23 protein-coding genes are annotated in these 20990 nt (G+C 41.2%); 19 read left to right on the top strand and 4 right to left on the bottom strand.

Going from position 1 to position 20990, the window contains the following annotated elements; all coding sequences use genetic code 11:
- The first annotated feature begins 51 nt into the window (after nucleotides 1-51).
- A complete protein-coding gene (locus tag LQ226_RS08950; RefSeq protein WP_231417474.1) occupies nucleotides 52-1638 on the top strand; it encodes an amidohydrolase in 1587 nt (528 codons plus the stop codon).
- Between the two features lie 44 nt (nucleotides 1639-1682).
- Here the strand turns inward: LQ226_RS08950 and LQ226_RS08945 are convergent, their stop codons facing one another.
- The gene (locus tag LQ226_RS08945) at nucleotides 1683-2486 is read right to left on the bottom strand and encodes an NAD kinase (RefSeq protein WP_231417610.1); all 804 of its coding nucleotides are present in this window, start codon (nucleotides 2484-2486) and stop codon (nucleotides 1683-1685) included.
- A gap of 167 nt (nucleotides 2487-2653) precedes the next feature.
- Between LQ226_RS08945 and LQ226_RS08940 the strand changes: the two genes are divergently transcribed.
- From LQ226_RS08940 to LQ226_RS08910, 7 genes are all read left to right on the top strand, one after another.
- A complete protein-coding gene (locus LQ226_RS08940) occupies nucleotides 2654-3307 on the top strand; it encodes a DUF2953 domain-containing protein (protein ID WP_231417473.1) in 654 nt (217 codons plus the stop codon).
- Between the two features lie 22 nt (nucleotides 3308-3329).
- Entirely contained in the window at nucleotides 3330-3875 is a 546-nt protein-coding gene (ytfJ, locus tag LQ226_RS08935) for a GerW family sporulation protein (RefSeq protein WP_231417472.1), read from the top strand.
- A gap of 124 nt (nucleotides 3876-3999) precedes the next feature.
- Nucleotides 4000-4497 carry a thiol peroxidase gene (gene tpx, locus LQ226_RS08930; RefSeq protein WP_231417471.1) on the top strand — a complete coding sequence of 166 codons (498 nt, stop codon included), beginning with the start codon at nucleotides 4000-4002 and terminating at the stop codon, nucleotides 4495-4497.
- Nucleotides 4498-5122: 625 nt separating this feature from the next.
- Nucleotides 5123-6115 carry a class I SAM-dependent methyltransferase gene (locus LQ226_RS08925; RefSeq protein ID WP_231417470.1) on the top strand — a complete coding sequence of 331 codons (993 nt, stop codon included), beginning with the start codon at nucleotides 5123-5125 and terminating at the stop codon, nucleotides 6113-6115.
- A gap of 127 nt (nucleotides 6116-6242) precedes the next feature.
- Entirely contained in the window at nucleotides 6243-7433 is a 1191-nt protein-coding gene (locus LQ226_RS08920) for an acetate kinase (protein ID WP_231417469.1), read from the top strand.
- A 177-nt stretch (nucleotides 7434-7610) separates the two neighbouring features.
- Nucleotides 7611-8558, top strand: coding sequence for a hypothetical protein (locus tag LQ226_RS08915; RefSeq protein WP_231417468.1), 948 nt, complete (start codon nucleotides 7611-7613; stop codon nucleotides 8556-8558).
- A 66-nt stretch (nucleotides 8559-8624) separates the two neighbouring features.
- Complete coding sequence (locus LQ226_RS08910; RefSeq protein WP_231417467.1) at nucleotides 8625-9455, top strand: EcsC family protein; 831 nt, start codon at nucleotides 8625-8627, stop codon at nucleotides 9453-9455.
- A 73-nt stretch (nucleotides 9456-9528) separates the two neighbouring features.
- Here the strand turns inward: LQ226_RS08910 and LQ226_RS08905 are convergent, their stop codons facing one another.
- Entirely contained in the window at nucleotides 9529-9975 is a 447-nt protein-coding gene (locus LQ226_RS08905) for a universal stress protein (RefSeq protein ID WP_231417466.1), read from the bottom strand.
- A gap of 114 nt (nucleotides 9976-10089) precedes the next feature.
- On the opposite strand from LQ226_RS08905, the gene LQ226_RS08900 reads away from it, so the two are divergent.
- Nucleotides 10090-10248, top strand: a complete 159-nt coding sequence (locus tag LQ226_RS08900) for a hypothetical protein (RefSeq protein WP_231417465.1) — start codon at nucleotides 10090-10092, stop codon at nucleotides 10246-10248.
- 24 nt (nucleotides 10249-10272) lie between these two features.
- On the opposite strand, the gene LQ226_RS08895 is transcribed toward LQ226_RS08900, so the two are convergent.
- On the bottom strand, nucleotides 10273-11610 hold the full coding sequence (locus tag LQ226_RS08895; protein WP_231417464.1) for a purine-cytosine permease family protein: 1338 nt from the start codon (nucleotides 11608-11610) through the stop codon (nucleotides 10273-10275).
- A 78-nt stretch (nucleotides 11611-11688) separates the two neighbouring features.
- Here LQ226_RS08895 and LQ226_RS08890 point away from each other — a divergent pair, with 78 nt between their 5' ends.
- The 10 genes from LQ226_RS08890 (at nucleotide 11689) to LQ226_RS08845 (ending at nucleotide 20520) form a co-directional block, all read left to right on the top strand.
- Nucleotides 11689-12456 (top strand): SDR family oxidoreductase, encoded by a 768-nt coding sequence (locus tag LQ226_RS08890; protein ID WP_231417463.1) that lies wholly within the window; start codon nucleotides 11689-11691, stop codon nucleotides 12454-12456.
- 163 nt (nucleotides 12457-12619) lie between these two features.
- Nucleotides 12620-13738, top strand: a complete 1119-nt coding sequence (ald, locus tag LQ226_RS08885) for an alanine dehydrogenase (protein WP_231417462.1) — start codon at nucleotides 12620-12622, stop codon at nucleotides 13736-13738.
- A gap of 223 nt (nucleotides 13739-13961) precedes the next feature.
- Complete coding sequence (locus LQ226_RS08880) at nucleotides 13962-14471, top strand: DUF4178 domain-containing protein (protein WP_231417461.1); 510 nt, start codon at nucleotides 13962-13964, stop codon at nucleotides 14469-14471.
- A gap of 21 nt (nucleotides 14472-14492) precedes the next feature.
- Entirely contained in the window at nucleotides 14493-15161 is a 669-nt protein-coding gene (locus LQ226_RS08875) for a PspA/IM30 family protein (protein WP_231417460.1), read from the top strand.
- Between the two features lie 80 nt (nucleotides 15162-15241).
- Nucleotides 15242-15931, top strand: a complete 690-nt coding sequence (locus LQ226_RS08870; RefSeq protein WP_231417459.1) for a DUF4247 domain-containing protein — start codon at nucleotides 15242-15244, stop codon at nucleotides 15929-15931.
- A 24-nt stretch (nucleotides 15932-15955) separates the two neighbouring features.
- Nucleotides 15956-16351 carry a DUF350 domain-containing protein gene (locus LQ226_RS08865; RefSeq protein WP_231417458.1) on the top strand — a complete coding sequence of 132 codons (396 nt, stop codon included), beginning with the start codon at nucleotides 15956-15958 and terminating at the stop codon, nucleotides 16349-16351.
- 121 nt (nucleotides 16352-16472) lie between these two features.
- Nucleotides 16473-18008: a polyamine aminopropyltransferase gene (locus LQ226_RS08860; RefSeq protein WP_231417457.1), complete on the top strand. Its 1536-nt coding sequence runs from the start codon at nucleotides 16473-16475 to the stop codon at nucleotides 18006-18008.
- Between the two features lie 54 nt (nucleotides 18009-18062).
- The gene (locus tag LQ226_RS08855; protein WP_231417456.1) at nucleotides 18063-18743 is read left to right on the top strand and encodes a metal-dependent hydrolase; all 681 of its coding nucleotides are present in this window, start codon (nucleotides 18063-18065) and stop codon (nucleotides 18741-18743) included.
- A 140-nt stretch (nucleotides 18744-18883) separates the two neighbouring features.
- The gene (locus tag LQ226_RS08850; RefSeq protein ID WP_231417455.1) at nucleotides 18884-19120 is read left to right on the top strand and encodes a hypothetical protein; all 237 of its coding nucleotides are present in this window, start codon (nucleotides 18884-18886) and stop codon (nucleotides 19118-19120) included.
- A gap of 86 nt (nucleotides 19121-19206) precedes the next feature.
- Nucleotides 19207-20520 carry a CBS domain-containing protein gene (locus LQ226_RS08845; protein ID WP_231417454.1) on the top strand — a complete coding sequence of 438 codons (1314 nt, stop codon included), beginning with the start codon at nucleotides 19207-19209 and terminating at the stop codon, nucleotides 20518-20520.
- Between the two features lie 49 nt (nucleotides 20521-20569).
- On the opposite strand, the gene LQ226_RS08840 is transcribed toward LQ226_RS08845, so the two are convergent.
- Nucleotides 20570-20863 carry a YtpI family protein gene (locus tag LQ226_RS08840; RefSeq protein ID WP_231417453.1) on the bottom strand — a complete coding sequence of 98 codons (294 nt, stop codon included), beginning with the start codon at nucleotides 20861-20863 and terminating at the stop codon, nucleotides 20570-20572.
- Nucleotides 20864-20990: the final 127 nt, after the last annotated feature.

Raw genomic sequence — 20990 nt, 5'->3', positions numbered from 1 at the left:
ACTTTATCAAAGAATATGATATGGTACAAAAAAACGAGGGAGTAGGTACAAATGGCAGAGTTATGGTATGGTGGAACGATTTATACAATGGAGCAAGAAGGGGAACAAGTAGAAGCGGTTGTCACCAAGAATGGTCGTATCCAAATGGCCGGTTCTCTTGAAGAGGTGATGGCTGTGTGGAAAGGTGCAATTGATCAAGAGCATCATCTTCAAGGCCAGGTAATGTATCCAGGATTTGTGGATAGCCATTTGCATATTATCGGTCACGGCGAGCGTTTACTTCGCTTAGATTTATCCTTTATGACATCTCCTGAAGAAGTGAAAGAAGCGTTATCTTCCCATGCTTCGCAGTTGCCACATGGTCAGTGGCTAATTGGAGAAGGATGGAACGAGAATCAGTGGGCAGACCCCCGTATTATACATAAATCAGAATTAGACGAAATTTCAACAGAACATCCGATCATGTTAACACGTGTCTGCCGCCATGCTCTTTTGGCTAACTCAAAAGCCATGGAACTAGCAGGTGTCACTGAAGATACGGAAGATCCACAAGGTGGAAAAATTGTTAGGGATGAGCATGGTTTGACAACGGGTTATTTTCTTGATGCAGCTCAGGACCCAATTAAAGATGCTATGCCTGAATACACCCAAAGTTATTTAGAAAAAGCTATTTCGGTGTCGATAGAAGATTTAACACGTAATGGTATTGTAGGCGGTCATAGTGAAGATCTAAATTACTACGGTGGTTTCAGAAAAACATATGATGCTTTTTTGAATAGTATCGGGCCAAAACATACTAAATTTAGAGCACACCTTCTCGTCCATCATGAAGTCTTAGATGATATGTTGGCAGATGGTTTGACTTATAAGAGTGGAACGGAGTTCGTCGAGCTTGGAGCTGTGAAGATCTTCTCAGATGGAGCGATAGGGGGGCGAACCGCTTTGTTGTCAGAAAGCTATGAAGATGATAAAGGGAATAGGGGAATGGCGATTCATGAAGAAAAGCAGTTAGCCCAGATCGTGAAAAAAGCTCGGAAGCATGATCTTCCTGTAGCGGTCCACGCTATTGGAGATGAGGCGGTAGCTATGATAACACGAATTTTAAATGGCGTACCGGATGCTCCCCATCGAGACCGCATTATTCATGCTCAATTCATGAGAGATGAACTTTATGATCAAGTGAGCTCGACGAATGCCATTGTGGATATTCAACCTACTTTTGTTTCGTCAGACTTTCCATGGGTGCTTGATCGTATTGGAGAACACCGCCTACAAAACGCTTATCCATGGAAGAAGTTGCTCCAAAGTGGCATTCCTTGTGCTGGGGGTTCAGATGCGCCTATAGAAGAGATTAACCCCCTTCTTGCGATTCAGGCAGCGGTTACGCGTAAATCAATCCATGACCAAAAAGCATACGGTATTGAGCAGTGTCTTACTATGTTTGAAGCTATTTCTCTTTATACAAAGGGGAGTGCTTATACGATTCATGAGGAAGGGAAGCGTGGGTTGATAAAAGAAGGTTATGATGCGGATTTCACCATTTTTGATCGCGATCTCTTTGCTCTCCATCCTGATCGTCTCCTAGAAGCAAATGTAACAAGAACAGTGGTTGATGGTACAGTTGTATATCAACGGTAACCGAATGAAAAACGTCTGGGAAGTTCACCTTCCCAGACGTTTTTTTATAAGAATGTTCGCTTTACGCGTTCCCAATAGGAATTATTCTTTAATTTAATCGTTTTAATGACCTTGTCGCTTAGATTAACTTTTACACTCCGTATATTTCGAATCGGAAGAGCTTCGTTATCAATTCCTAAGATCGGGTAGTCATTCCCGTCTTGGACAAGTTGAAGATCTAGTGTGCGATCACCACTGAGAATGAAAGAAGATCCGAGTGTACGGTAACGGTTGCTATTAATAGAAGCTAATTCAGAAACTTGGAAGCATGGTAGTTTAGGATCAACGACTGCCCCCTTTGTCGATTTGTTGTACCCTGTGCTCCCTGTTGGAGTAGCGACGATTAGTCCATCTCCTCTAAATGATTCAAATGGGATATCATCGATGAATACATCAATTTCAATCGTCTTAATAAGAGTTGAGCGCATGCTCAGTTCATTTAAGCAATAAAATGAAGATTCATTATTGATGTTTGCTTCAATAACGGGAAAGCGTCGAACTTCTAAAGCTTCATGCATCATAGAATGAACCATTTCATCAAAATGATCCAAGTTAAAGTCGCAGTATAAACCTGATTCATTTTTAGAAGTTGTAATCCCTGAATAAAGGCAATCTTCACGGAAACCCGTTTTCCTTACCGACTGAAGAAACATTCCGTCTCCTCCAACGCTAATAATGATATTAGCATCTTGATGATTTTGAACAATTTCAAAACCATTTTCTCTTGCTAAATCAAATAAAGGTGTGAGCTTTTCTATAAGCTCGTCCTCATGTTGATAATAAAAAAATAGTTTATTCCGATTCAGCATCATCATTTTTAACACTCCTCTTTAAATGGCGATCTCTTATATACATTTCATGTAACCCTACGTTCCCATCATACCAAAAACGTAAGCGTTTTCTAAATAAAATAATGTCAGATTGTTTAAATTTTATGAAAGGGGATGAAACTAATTAGAAAAGGAGGGATGGAAGAATGGTTTGGGTTTTAGCAGTCGTTTTATTTTTTTTAGTTAATATCATTATTGTTTGGTTTTCTAGATTATACATCACGCTGACCTATTTGCACTCTTCCGATCGTGACTTTCTAAAACTGGAATTACGAATATGGAAATGGGTACGAATCAAAAAGGAAGTTCCTATGATGGCTCTAGATAAAGAGGATCTCTCGTTGAAGACAAAGGAAAAGACAGAGGTCGGTAATAAAAACGAAGGAGAACAGGAGAAGTCGTACACACCAGAAGAAATATTGAACCGTTTTCAAAGTATTCAAGACCTTGTTGGAAGTGTGATTGGATTACATAAGATAGTAAGACGTTTTCTAAGAAAAGTACGTGTGCATACGCTCCTTTGGGATACACAAGTTGGGACTTCTAATGCGAGCATGACTGGGATGATATGCGGGGGCATCTGGTCTGTTAAAGGGGCACTCATTGGTATGGTTTCAAACTATATGGTGTTAAAAGCCTCCCCTGAAATCTATGTGACGCCATATTTTCAACAAAAGCATTCCCAAACTCGGTTGGAGTGTATGATCTCATTTCGTTTTGGGCAAGCTATATTCGCAGTATTACAAGTCGTTCGGTACTCACGTGGAAACATACCGAAGTGGCGGAAGAAACCAGCGTAATTCTTAATTAGGAGGTACAATCATGTCAGAACATCCAATTCAAGGTTTAATGACCACTGCTATGGAAAGTTTAAAAGATATGATCGATGTCAATACGATCATTGGAGATCCAGTTGAAACACCAGATGGAAGTACGTTAATCCTCACCGTATCCAAAGTTGGGTTTGGCTTTGCGGCAGGAGGAAGTCAATTTAAACAAGAGAGTGGTAACAAAAACCAACAGCAACAAGGGAATGGATCAGGCTCAAATGGAGAGGAACTTCCATTCGGAGGAGGTAGCGGTGGAGGTGTTTCTATTACGCCAATTGCTTTCCTGATCGTGAATAAAACATCAGGTGTCAAGATGATCCACTTAGATGAAAGTACACATCTATATGAGCGTATGATTGATCTGGCACCACAAGCAGTACAAAAAATTCAAGACATACTTAGTAAAAACGGCGATAAACAAAATGGTCAATCCTCAGGAGGTAGAGGCCAAAACCAAGGGCAAAATGGTGGTCAAAGCCAAGGTCAAGGACCCGGCCAAAACCAAGGTAGTTCAGACGGACAGAATTACTCCTGGTAGGAAATGATTAGACAAGGAAAGAAACTGCCTTCATAATAGGGAGAGTCGGGCTCTTTCCTTGTTTCATACATACTTAAGGATTCTAGAAGAGCTTTCCTAAAGAAAATCAGAGGAGGAATGCATCATGGCATCTATTACATTTAAAGAAAATCCCGTTACGCTTGTTGGGGATGAAGTAAAAGTTGGCGACAAAGCTCCTAACTTTACTGTACTTGCTAACGACCTTTCAGAAGTTTCTCTGGAGCAATATGATGGAGTGAAGTTAATCAGTGTGATCCCATCAATCGACACAGGGGTATGTGACGCTCAAACACGCCGTTTCAACGAGGAAGCTGCTCAGTTAGATAACGTCAGTGTCCTAACCATTAGCATGGATTTACCATTCGCACAGCGTCGCTGGTGTGGTTCAAATGGTATTGAAAACGTAGATACACTTTCTGACCACCGCGATGCTTACTTTGGTGAAGCATTTGGTGTGCTTATTAAGGAAATGCGACTTCTTGCACGCGCTGTATTCGTTGTAAACAGCCAAAATGAAGTTGTACATGCTGAATACGTATCAGAAGCAACAAACCATCCTGATTACGAAGCAGCCATCTCAGCAGCAAAAGACGCTCAATAAACGTTTAACCCACAAAGGCTAGGCATCTTGGTTTCTTCCTTCTTTGTATACATCTTTGTATGCAACTTAGAGGTTAACAAGACGCCTGGCCTTTTTTGATAGGGTGCCGTTACGTTTAATAGTGCTTGGGGTTGCTCGGGGACAACTCGCTTTCCGCGGCGAGCTGGGAAGCCTCCTCGTTCGCTAGCGCTCTCTGTGGGGTCTCCCCTAAGCTCCTCTTGCCGCAGGAGTCTCGCAGTCCCCGAGCAACCCCTGGCGTAAAGGAACTTAACGCCCTCAAGCTCTAATGATGGCATGTTTCCGTTCTTCTTTACATGGCAAAGGTGGGCCTGGAAACTGCGAGACTCCCGTGGGCAGAAGAGCCTAGGTGAGACCCCGGAAGCCGACGTAGTCGGCTGAGGAGGCTCACCAGCTCCCCACAGGAAAGCGAGTAGTTTCCAGGCCCACCTTACGCTCACGTTACAGCGAACGGAAACCGCGAAACTTTAGCGGAGATTTGTGTTATATAGAATTTCTAAGCTTCGCTCTTTACATAACCCGAAATAAGATGTAGCCTCTAATTTGGTAATCATACGATGCATTTGCTAAACTAGTAAAGTTGAACGTGATAATAGGAGGAATTAACATGGATCAGTCACATGTTGAGTTATTATATACATGGCTCGATGAAACGGCCGAATTAATTGGCCAGGAGATCGACCTTTCATATTTAGAATTGTTGCCTTTAGCAGGGGAGATCCTCATTGAAGGAGCACCGTCTACAGATTATAGCGAAAACCTGCAGGAACAGTTATCCGAAAAGCTTAAAACGATAAAGATTGAAGAATTTAAGAAAGAAGAAATTCGTAAAGGTCTTCAACTTGCCATTTTAAAAGGAATGAAGGGATCAACTCAGCAACAGCACCTTATTACTCCTGACTCCGTGGCGATCTTTATGGGGTATTTAATTCAGAAGGTCCTTGGAGATGGTCAGCAAGAAACTATTCGACTGTTTGACCCTGCCACAGGAACAGCTAATCTGTTAACGGCCATCATAAATCAGATGGAGCAATCAGTAGAAGCCTACGGAAGTGAAGTAGACCCTACATTGATTCAGTTAGGTCTGTTGAATGCTAATCTGCAGAAAGCTGAAGTAGAGTTCTTCCATCAGGATAGTTTGCGCCCATTGCTACTTGAGCCTGTAGATATTGCCGTAGCTGATTTGCCAGTTGGTTATTATCCGGATGATGTACAAGCTGCTAATTATACGTTAAAAGCTGAAGAAGGTCATTCTTATTCACACCACCTCTTTATTGAACAAACGCTTCATTATGTAAAAGAGGGTGGGTACTCATTATTCCTAATTCCAAACTTCTTATTTGACAGTGACCAGTCAGAACAACTGCATGCCTTCTTGCAAGAACATGTTCATGTTGTGGGTGTGCTGCAACTTCCGGAATCGATGTTCAAAAATGAGAAATTTGGTAAGAGCATTTTCATTGTGCAGAAGAAAGGGCAAGAAACAAAGGCTCCAAAACAAGCTTTAATGGCCAAGCTACCTTCCTTCCAAAATGCGAAAGCGATGAATGATATGGTGAACCAAATTAATGACTGGTTTAAGTCGGAACGTATGTCATAATTTTTAGAAAATAAAGATTTTACCCAGAAACCGTTTCCAATTGCTGAATTGTCTTGAAATGCATGATGGCGGGTGGTTAAATGGGAAATGGTAATCATGAACCTAGAGTATTAAGGGGATGAAATTAATGTCAAAGATTTTATCAATTAATGCAGGTAGTTCTTCTCTAAAGTTCCAACTAATTGAGATGCCTGCTGAGGAAGTTGTAACAAAAGGTCTTGTTGAACGTATTGGTTTAGATGACGCTGTTTTCAAAATTGAATTTAATGGCGAGAAAGATAAAACCGTTACAGATATTCCAAATCACGAAGTTGCTGTACAGCTGTTAGTAGACAAGCTTACATCAACAGGGGTTATTCAATCTCTTGATGAGATTGATGGAATTGGTCACCGCGTTGTACACGGCGGAGAGCGCTTCGCAGATTCAGCTGTTGTGACGGAAGAAGTGATTCAAGAAATTGAGGCAGTTTCTGAATTAGCTCCTCTTCATAATCCAGCGAATCTTACAGGAATTCGTGCATTCCAAGAAGTGCTTCCAAACGTACCAGCGGTTGTTGTATTTGATACGGCATTCCACCAAACCATGCCGGAACAATCTTATCTTTACAGCCTTCCGTATGAGTATTATGAAGAGTATGGAATTCGTAAGTATGGTTTCCATGGTACTTCACACAAATTCGTTTCAGAACGTGCGGCTGAAAAGTTAAATCGTCCAATTGAGCAACTTCGTATCCTTTCTTGCCACATTGGTAACGGTGCTTCCATTGCTGCAATTGAAGGCGGCAAGTCTGTCGACACTTCAATGGGCTTCACACCACTTGCTGGTGTAACGATGGGTACTCGTTCAGGTAACATTGACCCTGCACTTATTCCATATATCATGGATAAAACAGGGAAAACGGCTGAAGAAGTTATCCGTGTTCTAAACAAAGAAAGTGGTATGCTGGCTCTTTCTGGTTCTTCTAGTGATATCCGCGACATCATTGAGAAAGCAGACCAGGGTGATGAGCGTGCGGAATTAGCACTTGAAGTATTCGCTGCGCGTATCCACAAATATATTGGTTCTTACGCAGCTCGTATGCATGGCGTAGACGCTATCGTATTCACAGCTGGCGTAGGCGAAAACTCTGCACCTGTTCGTGAACGTGTTCTTAAAGGATTAGAGTTCATGGGCGTCTATTGGGATCCAACTCTTAACAAAGGGATTCAGGGTGATGAAGCATTCATTAGCTACCCTCACTCTCCAGTTAAAGTAATGGTTATCCCAACGAACGAAGAAGTTGTCATCGCGCGTGACACTGTTCGTTTAACTCAATAGAGTTTATCCAACCTTCCCTGACTTGTCGTCAGGGAAGGTTTTTTTATGTCGGATTGTTATGAGGTTTAAAAATACTGAAATGCTTGGTGGCACAAGGGGAGAAATTCATTTTTGAGAAGAAAAAAGGGGTGGTGAGAGTTGCTGGAGAATAGTTAGGCAATGAAAGGAGTTGAGTTTATGATGCAGAAGAAACGATTATTACCTTTAGAGTTAAAACAGCTCGAAGCCTTAAGGAGACGGATTGACCCGTGTCATTCCCAATTAGGGGCTATTACGGAAGAAATCGAAAAGGTGAAAGGAAACTACCGGAGGAATGTAGACATAGACAACGTCTTACACTTGTTAAACGACGAAGGATTGAATTTGTTTCATGACCTTCAGCTTGAAGACGATTGGGGCGTCCTGTCTCTTAATACTCTGATTGTAGCAAAGTCGTTTATTGCCATTGTTGATGTTCTACAAGTCGAAGGAGAAGTTACATGGAAATGGAATCAGTTTATTGCTCATAGAAGAAGCTTCCCCGAAAGGATTCCTAATCCTTCTAGTCATGTAGCTACACTAAAAATTCGTTTGGAACGATGGTTGGCTCAACATTCCATTACGGCTGTTCCAATCAATGCTTTTGTAACATATACAGAAGCAGAAACTTTTCTAATAACAGAAGATTCCGATGTTCCAGTTTGTGATTTTGATCAACTTCTTGCTCAACTAAGAGATCTCCACTATTTTTCCCCTCCTACTCTTCCTGAAGCTTCTTTGATTTCCCTCTGTGATTTATTCAAGAATAGTCATGTTTCTTCAAAACTAAATGTACTTGAGGTCTTTAACATCTCTGAAAGCGAAGTGTTGAAAGGTGTTCATTGCCCAGATTGCAGGGCTTTGCCTATGAAGCGCTATCCTCAGATATGGCAGTGTCCCTGGTGCTTGTTTCGTTCAAATAATGCACATCAAACAGCCTTGTATGAATATCAGCTATTATATAAGGATACGATTTCTAATAAGGAGTGTCAGGAGTTTTTAATGATTGATTCTCCTCGTAACTCGTATAATTTATTAACGTCAGTAAAAGTAAAGAGCCAACGCGAGCACAAAGGTAGAGAGTATTATCTTTCTCCCATATTATAAACATTCGCAATTTTCTTAAAGTAAAGCTAAAATAAGAGAGAAGGAATGCTACGGATAAGGGGTGGGATGATGAGCGATGAACGGGTAATGAGGGATATTCGGAATTGGGAGAAGCAATGGGAAGATTATCAAGCTACTGACTTCACAGCGATTTATGACCAGTGGATGAAACGATCGTTTCGCAATGTGAATCCTAAGGCCAAAAAGACTTTTTTTCATCAGTTTGATCAATGGTTATTTCATACACATGCTTATATTCAAGGATCAGCTTTTCAAACGGAGGCTAGACAACGAATTCTTACGAGTGGCCGGATTTTTCGTTCTGATATTGAATACTTAGAAGATATGAGGAAGCTCCCCATTGATCAGTTAACGTATTTAGCTCACCAACAGATTGCCAAAGGCAAGCTTTATTCTTTTGCTCAAGGAGGATTAACGGGTGCTGGGGGATGGTTGTTGTTGGGCATTGATTTTCCGCTCATGATGGTTATGAATGTGCGTGCTGTCCAATTAATTGGCTTGACATTCGGATATGAGATCAACCACCCATATGAAATGATGCTGTCATTGAAGGTGTTTCACGCTGCAACACTTCCAAAGAGACTACAGAAAGAGGCATGGGAAGAGCTTAAGATGGAGCTATCTCATGACACTTCTCCGTTTATTTATGAAGGGGATGAAAAACTCACGAATGAGAGATGGTTAGAACAACCTATGAAGCAGGGTATGAAGTCATTGTTTATCCTTATGTTCAGGAAGAAAATGATCCAGGGACTTCCGCTTGTAAGTATGGCCATTGGTGCGAATGCAAATTACCAGTTGACCAAACAAGTTACAGCTTTCGCGCTCCGCTTTTATCAATACCGCCATATTACACAACAAACGATCCCATCATAAAAGCCCAGACTTAAGTCTGGGCTTTTTTTATTAATCCTTTTTGTGATCTTATGGGTAGTATTTAGAGGAAAATTCAGTCCTTTTGCGGACGAACAACAAGAACATCACAGCTTGCATAGCGCGTAATATGCTCAGAAACACTTCCGATAAAAAAGCGTTCGACCGTATTTAATCCTGTGGCCCCGCAAATAATTAAATCCGCATTAAATTTTGGAGCGACTTCCTTAGCGATTTTTACTTTGGGAGATCCGTATTCAACGTCTACGATGACAGATTGTACACCTTGTTCTTTAGCGTGATTTTCGTATTTAGTCAGGATTTCTGTTGCGTACTCTTCAGCTCGGATGGCAAGTGAACGGTCATAAGCTTCAACCGTAGCGAAAGCGCGCGTATCCACGACGTGAGAAAGAAATAACGTTGCGTTATTACGCTTAGCAATCTCAACAGCTTTCTCAAAAGCAAACTCAGATGCATCAGAACCATCAACGGCAACGACAATTCGTTGGTATTCGAAAGACATAACACATCTCTCCCTTCTTTCCTTAATTATAACACGAAAGCGCCTTCAATTGGTAAAAGGTGTAGGGAGGAATGAGGCGAAACTGTGACATACTACAAGTGTGGAGGTGTTTTCATGAAAAGCAAAGACAAGAAGAATAAATTAGGTTTAACTTACGATGCTGAAGGGGAAAACATGGTAGCAAGTCAACTTCGTGACAGCTATCAAAGTGGCTATATCGATGAAAATGCTCAACGTGAGCGCGAACAACTAAAAGGGATTAAACCTCGATAAAAAAAGCTACCCTCATCCTGAGTCTTACACGAACTCAGGATGAGGGTTTCTTATGCTTGCTATAATTCCGTAACCAATCCCGACTACTACAAACGTAATAAATCCTGGAGAGAAAGAGTCTGGAAGAAGGAAATACAGAATACTTCCAAATACCACAAATAAAAAGGGAAGCTTTAAAAAACGCTGCTCTTTTTGGATCGTCTGTAAGGATTGAGGGCTTAGGACTCCCTTTTTAATAACTAAGAAATCCACCACTATAACAGCCGAAATCGGAATGATCAGTCCGCCGAGAATGGAGATGAATTGCTCGGCTTCACTAACTAAAGTGGGAAAAGAACTTAACGCTACTCCGAGCAACCCGAAGATCACAGCACTTGTTATCCTTGATAGTCTAGAGAATGTATTTAGGAGGCTGTACCCTCCTGTATAGGCGTTGCTAATATTAATGGAGACCATCGAGATCATGGCTGTTAGCGTAATAATCCCGAGCAATAAAGGAGAGCTCGTAGCATTGCTTGCTGATACATAAGGATTTAGCTCATTAAATAACACAGCTGAGCTACAACCGATTGTAGCTGTAATCAGAAATCCTATACTGTTTCCGATCCATAATCCAAGTGCTCCTTGCTTTGGACTTTTAGCGTATCGTGTCATATCCGCTGAAGCGCTAACCCCGGATACATACTGAACGAAAGCTAAACTGGCGAAAAAGATCATCATGCTAAGGCTACCGTGTCCCTCGTGTGGGGAGAGCGTAACAAGTGAACTGGATGCTTGATTTGTAGTAAAGTATAAGTAAACCATTACCCCTTCTCCAACCAACAATAAGGGCAGAAAGTAAGAAGTTGCTTTCTTAACAGCTCCAAACCCAACAATAGCCAAGATCACCATGATGATGGACAAGGGAAGAGAGAACATTAAAAATGGATATTCTTTTCCCGTCATTCGTACAATGAGTTGTTGGAGTACATAAGTTCCTCCAATGGTCTGGACGCTGAACCAGTAGAGCGATGTGAGACTTCGAATAGGAGAAGAGATGTATCTAGCACCTTTTCCCCCAAGCATTGTCCGGATTGCGTATTGAGATGGGATTCCATAAAGAGAACCAGGATATGATAATAAGGACACAAATATAAAACCTGCAATTGCACCGATACTCGTAGCGATTACAGCTGCAAGAAATGATAAGTTTCCCTTCATAACCGCTAGAGCAGGAATAAGAAAATTCCCGGCATTAGCCGATATGGCAATTTGAATGATGGCATATTGATACCAGGGTGTTGTTCGTTCGGAAACGGGCACCGCATCTAACCCAATTTTCTCTACGAAAGATTGCTTTGCTGACGTAGCAGCTTGATTCATACCGTCACTTCCTCTCTTAGCACATCAATTGTACATATATACGGAACAAATTGTAAATACAAAAGGAGGTACCAGTATATGCGGCACGCCATTATTACAGCAGGAGCAAAAGGATTAGGAAGAAAAGTTACAGAAGAATTTTTAGAGGCTGGTTTTTCCGTGACGATTACGTATCGAAAGGATCGTCAGAAAGTAGAGGAGCTAGTGGAGAAGTATCCTTCTAAAAAAGATCGAATTCATTTCGTTCAGGTCGATGTTACAAATCAAGGGGATATTAAGAAGCTTGTAAATGAAGCAGTTGAAAAGTATGGGCGTGTTGATGTGTTAGTAAATAATGCAGGTCCATATATATTCGAACGTAAGAAGTTAATGGATTATACCGATGATGAATGGAATACCATGATCCGTGGAAATTTAGACGCAGTCTTCTATTTATTGAAAGCTGTTATTCCGATTATGAGAAAACAACGGTATGGACGAATTATTAACTACGGCTTCCAAGATGCAAGTCAATCACCAGGCTGGGTTTACCGTGCTGCATTTGCAGCGGCGAAAACCGGACTAGTATCTTTGACAAAGTCGATTGCATATGAAGAAGCTGAATATGGAATCACTTCCAATATGGTGTGTCCTGGTAAGATTGAAGGGGACTTAAAAGAAGCTTCGATTGAAACAGGGAAAGATACACCAGATCCAAAAACTCCTGTAGGTAGATCGGGCACGGGTGGAGATATTGCTAGGTCTATTTTGTTTTTAAGTGACGAAAACGCAGACATGATTACAGGAACCATTATGGAAGTAACCGGCGGGGTCGACGTTATTCATAAAAATCGGCAATTCAAATAATCTACACGTTCCTGTTCCTATACGAATAGGAATAGGGACGATTTAATATTCGCTCAGTAAAACGCTAGAGCTTACCTGAATAATTTTGTTACAATGAAAGGGCTTACAAAAATATGTTAGTAGTTTCGATTATGGCCTCATACAAGATCAAGGAGGGAAAAGAATGAGAATTGGCATACCTAAGGAAATTAAGAATAACGAAAATCGAGTGGCGATGACGCCTGCTGGAGTTATGTCATTAAAAAATGCAGGGCATGAAATTGTAGTTGAAATGGGAGCGGGGATCGGTTCTGGCTTTCAGGATGAGGAGTACGTTGAGGCTGGAGCAGAGCTTGTGCAAACAGCTTCTGAAGCTTGGTCGCAAGAGATGGTGATGAAAGTAAAAGAGCCTCTTAAAGAAGAGTTCAATCATTTCCACGAAGGATTAATCCTCTTTACATATTTACATTTAGCTCCTGAACCTGAATTAACTGAAGCCTTAATCAATCAGAAAGTGGTTGCGATCGCCTATGAAACCGTACAAGCTCAAAATGGAACGTTACCTCTCTTGACGCCTATGAGTGAAGTAGCGGGTCGGATGGCATCCCAAATTGGGGCTCAATTCCTTGAAAAGTCTAAGGGAGGAATGGGCATTCTTCTTGGAGGTATTCCCGGCGTCAGAAGAGGGAAAGTCACCATTATTGGAGGAGGCGTAGTCGGGACAAATGCTGCCAAGATTGCTATGGGGCTTGGAGCAGATGTTACGATTATTGATCTTAGTCCTGAGAGATTGAGGGAACTTGATGACATTTTCGGCTCTTCCATTAACACCATTATGTCTAACCCTTTAAACATAGCCAGAGAGTTGCGCACGACTGATTTGGTGATTGGGGCTGTGCTCATACCGGGAGCAAAAGCGCCGAAGCTTGTGACTGAGGATATGGTCAAAGATATGATGGATGGGTCTGTAATCGTTGATGTAGCGATTGATCAGGGAGGGATTTTTGAGACTACTGATCGAATTACAACGCATGACAATCCAACCTACGAAAAACACGGTGTCTTACATTATGCTGTGGCCAATATGCCTGGAGCCGTTCCACGTACTTCTACAATCGGTTTAACGAATGTTACGGTCCCATATGCTCTACAGCTGGCGAATAAAGGGTATAAAAAGGCTTGCCTTGATAATGAAGCCTTATTAAAGGGGATTAATACGCTCGAAGGTTTTGTTACCTATAAAGCTGTAGCAGAAGCACACAATCTAGAGTATTGCGATGCACATTCCTTATTAGACGAATAGAATATAACGAGCAAAGGACAGGCTTAGTAAGCCTGTCCTATCGTATACCAAAGCTAAAGTGGCAGTGAGTGTGACGATTTTTTTGCGTTATAAGGCCCTTAGGGGTTTGCAATCGGAACAAAAAGCGTATGTTAAGTTATATGGATAAAAAACGAAACCTATTTCTGTTACATCCGTAGAAAGGATATACAGGGTTCAATCTAAGAGGCGAGGTGATAAAGTTTTGGGGATATTTTCAAAATGGTTTTCAAAATCAAAACCTAATGAGAATGAAGTAAAAGCAAGGACCCCCCTGACAATTAAGGTGGGGGACATTGTCACTTATGACTTAGCGGACTACGAGGTAGTAGGTAAAATCACTTATAAGGATGGCTCCTATGAATGGTATGCCTATCAATTGCTTGAAGGAAGGAACACGATATGGCTTTCTGCAGAGATGGACGATGAACTAGAGTTAGGTGTGTATAAAACCATCTCGTTACCTGTTGAAGAACCTTTCCCTTCTGAACTTAACTATGAAGGTCAGACGTATCATCTAGAGGAAGAAGGAAAAGCAAAGGTAACGGGTGAAGGTAGAAGCAAGAACATCGATGGTCGTGTCACTCATTACGCTGATTATGCTGATTCTGAAGATGAGCAATTTATAAGTGTTGAAACATGGGGAACAGAAACAGAAGTCAGTCTTGGGGAATCGGTTGAAGAATATGAGATCAAAATACTTGCAGGTTCATAATGAGAAGGAGGATATTCTTGTATGTTTAAATTATTTAAGCGTGTAGGCACAGTCGTTAACTCTGAATTAAATGCGATGCTTGATAAAGCAGAAGATCCGGTGAAGATGTTAGATCAATTCATGAGAGATATGGAGAAGGACATTCGTGAGGCTGAAAGTGCAGTTGCAAAACAAATTGCAAATGAAAAAATGCTTAAGCGAAAGTATGATGATGCACAAGCATTAGTAGATAAACGTCAGGAACAAGCCGAGAAAGCCATTGAAGCTGGAAATGAAGATTTAGCGAAGCGAGCTTTACAAGATAAGAAAAATCAACAAGAGCAATCGGAATCCCTTAAAGAATCATGGGAAAGAGCGCGAACAGATTCAGAATCATTACGCCAGAAGTTAGATGAAATGAAGAAAGAATACCAGGAAATGAAGCTGAAGAAAGACTCTTTAAAAGCGCGGGCAGAGTCTGCTAAAACACGAACAAAAATGAACCGTACAATGTCTGGTATCTCAAGTGATGAATCAAAACGTGGGTTTGAGCGTATGGAAGAAAAGGTTCTAAAATATGAAGCTGAAGCTGAAACAAGCGAAGACCTTTCAAGTGAATCGCGTTCTTTAGATGATGAATTTGAAGAGTTGGAAAAAGATAGTGTGGACGATGAGTTGGCGGAGTTAAAGAAAAAGTTAGGGAAAGAATAAGGAGTTGCTTTACGGCCAGCTTCTACACGAAGCTGGCCTTTCCTTTGCAGTAAAAGTTTAGATAAGGAGGTGAGTAAAGAATGAGGGGCGTTTTTATAGTAGTCATTCTTTCCGTCTTAACCTTAACTGGATGTAGTCAAGGGCTTCAGGAGTTTCAATCTTCCTCATTTGATGAAGGGATGGGCGATTCAAAAAGTGGGATGTCCGGATCGCGAACCTATACATTTCCGGAAGAACCTCCTAAAGACGAAATGGTTGAGCAATTGAATAACAAGAAAAATACCTCACCTGAGGAACTTATTCGCTCGGTCTTTCCCCTCCTGGATGTTGTTGAAGGGTCAAACGCAAATCAGGAAGCTCGTATCTATGTGACACAGCGTTTTTCTATTCAAGAATTGTCGGAAACGTTAACGGATGCATTTCCTCCTAAAAGAGAAAGCGAACTGAAAGAGGGGAAGAAAATTGTAGTCTATCCAAATCTGTTCGTCACATTCAAAGAAAGTGAACAAGACAAGGATGCTGTGTTCATAGAAGTAGCAAGCGATAAATTTGTTCGGGATAATTATAGTCCTAACTTTTTCAATGGATACTTAGCGTTATGGTTTTTAGACGAAGTTCTAGATGTGGATGATTGGGGCAAAAAACGTAAGAAGATCTGTGCTAGTAGTGGTTGCTATGGTGGGTACTCGAATAGTAAATATCGCTCAGGTTCAACTGGAAGCTTAAGGGGTTCTAGCGGCCGAGGTGGAGGACCAGGTACAGGGAAATAAAAAAGGAAAGAAAGGTGATTATAGATGGAGCCATTCTTATGGACGTTTTACTATTTTGTAGTGGCGATTGTAGTTGTTTTTATTGGACTCATTATATTTGAGAACTTAACAAGTCGTTATAAGGACTGGGAAGAAATTAAGAAAGGAAATACGGCAATAGCCCTTTCAATCGCAGGGAAAATCATTGGGATCTGTATTATTTTATCCTTTGCCATTTATCACTCTTTACAATTGATGGACACGTTAATATGGGGAGCTTATGGTGTGGTGTTACAAATGATTGCGTATTTACTTTTTGAAGTGATGACGCGCCGCTTCTCCGTTGAAAAACAGCTTCAAGAAAATAATGTAGCTGTAGGGATTGTAACAATGGGCGTTTCTATAGGGCTTGCATTTGTAATTGGCGCCTCTATAACGTAAATATTAAACCCTTTGCTCTCTTGTAGGGTGAAGGGTTTTTATACGGTCGTCTTTGGAGAATTTCCGGTACAGGTGATACAGGAAATAACTAAAATTTATGAAAGTGAAAGGAGGGAGAGATATGAAAGCTGAAGCGGTAAGACAAAGTAAACTCATTTATTGGGCATCGGGCATTGTATCGATCTGTGGAATCATATTTGAAGTTCTATTCGGTGCCCTTGGTTCATACATACTCGGGGATGGCGTGAAACAATATACGTTAACCATTTCGCTCTTTTTGACAGGAATGGGAATTGGGGCTTCTGTTAGTGAGCGAATCATGAAAGATTTAATCTCTGCTTTTATTAGAGTGGAATTCGCAGTAGCTTTAATTGGCGGCTTTTCAAGTTTCCTTATGTTCGGGATCACGGCGTTTGCTCCATCAGGTTCTGAAGCGTTATTTTTATATACCGTCACCTTTAGTATCGGTGCTTTAACAGGAGTAGAGCTCCCTATATTAATCCGAAAGGCGAACGATTTAGGGGTAGAACTTAACCGGTCCACCGCGCGAGTGTTGTTCTCTGATTATGCCGGCGGCCTAATTGGAGGCCTCTTATTTGCCTTTTATTTAAGGCCGCAAATGGGAATGGTGAAGAGTGCATTTATTGTGGGAGTCATTAATCTTTCTGTAGCCCTTTTTATTCTGTGGTTATTTCGAAACGAGGTCGCCCATTTAAAAACCCATCTATCAGCAGGCATATTGATTGGGCTGCTCTTGATTAGTGGTGTGTTGTTTGGCGAAGAAATGGCTTTTTCATTTGAACAAAAGCTTTATAAGGACCCTATCATACATATGGAAGAAACGGCTTATCAACGGATTGTCATCACAAAAGAACAAGGTGATACAAGATTATACCTAAACGGCGCCTTGCAATTTAGTGCAGCGGACGAACATCGTTATCATGAAACGCTCGTTCATCCTGTGATGGCGAAAGCTTCTTCCCATCAGAATATCTTACTCTTAGGGGGAGGAGATGGACTAGCGGTTCGGGAAATACTTAAATACGAGGATATACAGAGCATTACAGTCGTAGACCTTGACCCCAGAATGACAGAGCTTGCCCAAACGAATTTCCACTTACTGCAATTAAATGAAAATGCCTTAAGTGATGAACGGGTAAGCATATTAAACCGAGATGCTTTTGAGTATTTAGAACATACATCTGAAACATATGATGTCGTCATTGCGGATCTTCCTGACCCTAATAATGAGAGCTTGAATAAACTATATACATGGGAGTTTTATTCTCTTATTCGAAATCATCTCAACCCAGATGGGGCTTTAATGGTGCAAGCAACTAGTCCCGTTTTCGCTACGGACGTGTATTGGACGATCTCTGAGACAATCGCTTCAACTGGTTTACATATAAAGAACCTGCATACGGATGTTCCGAGCTTTGGGAATTGGGGATTCGTACTAGCAAGCCGCTCACCGATAAAGATGGATGAGCTCACTATTGACGTCCCTACAAGGTATTTAAATCAAGAGATGCTTCCGGCTCTTGCTGCATTCGGTAAAGATGAAGATCGAGATATAGATGGTGCGGAGATCAAACCGAATACGTTAATCGATCCTCATTTAATTGAAAAGTATGAACAAGCATGGAAAAACTATTAAACGGGTAAAGACAATAGTGAAGCTAATTTTAATCGATAAAAAGGAGAGATTTCTGTGAAAGTATCGTATCATGGACATTCAGTTGTTAAAATCGAAACCAATGAAAACACGATTCTAATTGATCCTTATATTTCTGAGAATGGAAACTGTGATCTTGACGCTAGTACGGTTAAGGCAGATGTAATCTTATTAACTCATGGTCATAATGACCACGTTGGAGATACGGTTGATATTGCGAAGAGAAATGACTCGTTTGTAGTGGCTCCATTTGAACTTGCTACGTATTTAGGAAATAAAGGATTAAACACTCATCCAATGTACATTGGAGGGGAGCACACGTTTGATTTTGGAACCGTTAAGTTTACACAAGCTTTTCATGGTTCTTCTTACACGGAGGAAGATGGCACGATCGTTTACACGGGCATGCCAACTGGAATCTTGTTTACTTATGAAGGAAAAACCATTTTCCATGCAGGGGATACCGGGTTATTCAGTGACATGAAACTAATCGGTGAACGAAACTCCATTGATTTAGCATTCTTGCCAATAGGAGACAACTTTACGATGGGGCCAGAAGATGCAACGCTAGCTGCTGAATGGTTACAAGCTAAACACGTTGTGCCTGTTCACTACAATACGTTCCCGCTCATAGAACAAGACGGTGAAGCTTTCGCTGAAGGAATAAAAGGTGGAGCTGGAAAAGTGATGCAAGTGGGTGAGTCCCTCACTCTTTAGATTGTAATAGGTGAGAAGATAAGAGCTTACGTCCTCATGAGGACGTAAGCTCTTTTTGTTTTCAAGTTCTGCCCACCGTTACATCTTCCTCCCATTCGTTTCATATAATGAGGACAAGAACAATAGAGGAGGAGAATGTATTGCGTCAACATGCATTATTAAGGTTACTATTAGCGTGCTTTCTGTTTTATGTAGCATGGCCTTCCGTACAGGTACAGAATCATACGATCGGCTCTTTCTTTTGGATGACTTGGCTTGTTTTTTTATTTATGGTGATGGGAGCAAACCTGGCTATCTTATTGAAATTGCCGGTTCAAGTCGAATATGAAGAAGAGGAATCTACAAAAGAAAAAGAGTTTTCTCTTGGTAAAAATTGAAGCCGACTTTGTTCATCTGTATAATAACACTAAGAAGGAAAAAGACTAGTACAGTTTGTATAGTTCGGAAAGCATGGTGAATAAGAGTGGCAACGAAGCATGAACAAATATTGAACCATATCGATTCTTTATCGATCGGAACCAAGATCTCTGTCAGAGGAATTGCTAAAGCCTTAGAAGTAAGTGAAGGAACGGCTTACAGGGCCATTAAAGAAGCTGAGAATCAGGGTCTTGTGAGCACAATTGAACGTGTGGGGACGATTCGAATTGAACGGAAGAAGAAAGAAAATATCGAGCGACTTACATTTGCTGAGATTATCAACATCGTAGATGGCCAAGTGCTTGGGGGAAGAGAAGGTTTATATAAGACACTAAGCAAGTTCGTCATTGGAGCAATGAAATTAGAAGCCATGATGCGTTATACCGAAGCTGGATCTTTACTGATAGTAGGTAACCGGACAAATGCACATGAGTTAGCGCTAAAAGAAGGGGCTGCTGTTCTGATCACAGGGGGCTTTGATACAGAGGAACATGTGAAGCGTCTTGCCGATGAGAAACAACTCCCAATCATTTCGACGAGTTATGACTCGTTTACAGTGGCAACGATGATTAATCGTGCGATATATGACCAGTTGATCAAGAAGGAAATTGTGTTGGTCGATGATATCTACACACCGTTTGAGAGCTCTTATTACCTCCATCCGGATGATCCAGTTAGCAGATGGCATGATTTCAATGAAAAGACCATGCACAGTCGCTACCCTGTCATTGACGGCCAGTTGCGTGTAGTCGGTATGGTGACTTCAAAAGACGTAATTGGAAAAGAACCAAGCCTTTTAATTGAAAGGGTTATGACGAAACAACCGATGACGGTGCAAACGAAAACGTCACTTGCGAATGCCGCTCATATGATGGTTTGGGAAGGCATTGAGATTATGCCTGTTGTGGATGCTTATCATAAGTTCAAAGGAATCATTTCGCGCCAGGATGTATTGAAGGCGCTCCAACAATTGCAACGACAACCACAAGTCGGGGAGACGATTGATGACCTAGTCACAAGTCAGTTGCAAGAAACGGCAGATGCCTTTGATCAAACGGTCTATGAAACACGTGTTACACCACAAATGACCAACCAATTAGGGACACTCTCATATGGCGTGTTTACTTCTCTTGTTGTTGATGCAGGAAGCCGACTGCTTCACCACTACAAAAAGGGAGATCTTGTTGTAGAAAATTTATCGATTTACTTTATTAAGCCCGTACAACTAGATAGTACGCTTGGGATCAAGCCTCGTGTGTTAGAGGTTGGAAGGAAGTTTGCTAAGGTGGACGTAGAAGTGTTTAATGAGAAAGTCTTAGTTGGCAAAGCGATGCTCATGGCTCAATTAATTGATCGCTAAAAAAAGTACCCGAACTCTTTCGTGTGAAAAGGGTGGCGGGTACTTCAGGTTATGCGCTTCGTTCTTTAAGTTGCTTCCCGTAAAAACGGGTGGTTTTGTAGCCATAGACAAGTTGGGCACCACCTAAAGCAATAAACAGAATGGTAATGTAAAGAGCTAGTCGCGTCTGATAGACGAGATAGACGTTAATTGAAATGGAAAGCATAAATAATCCTAGAGCCATCCGTGCTTTTGAATTGGTGTACACTTGTTTTAATGGATCTTCGCCCAAACGAAGGATTTGTACTTTGTAGAATAAGTACATTGCTAAAGAAAGCACGATAATAATCGGGATAATGACCATTTGAATCGACCTTTCACCAAAAATGTAAGACTATTCTTATTGTAACGATATTGATCGTGTTATGCTACCCGTTTTTGGACTGGTATGATTAAATAGTACATAAGAGAAATTAAAAAAGGAGTTCTGT

It is taken from the genome of Pontibacillus sp. HN14 (genome assembly GCF_021129245.1).
Lineage (GTDB): Bacteria > Bacillota > Bacilli > Bacillales > BH030062 > Pontibacillus.
This window is presented reverse-complemented; position numbering and strand designations above follow the sequence as displayed.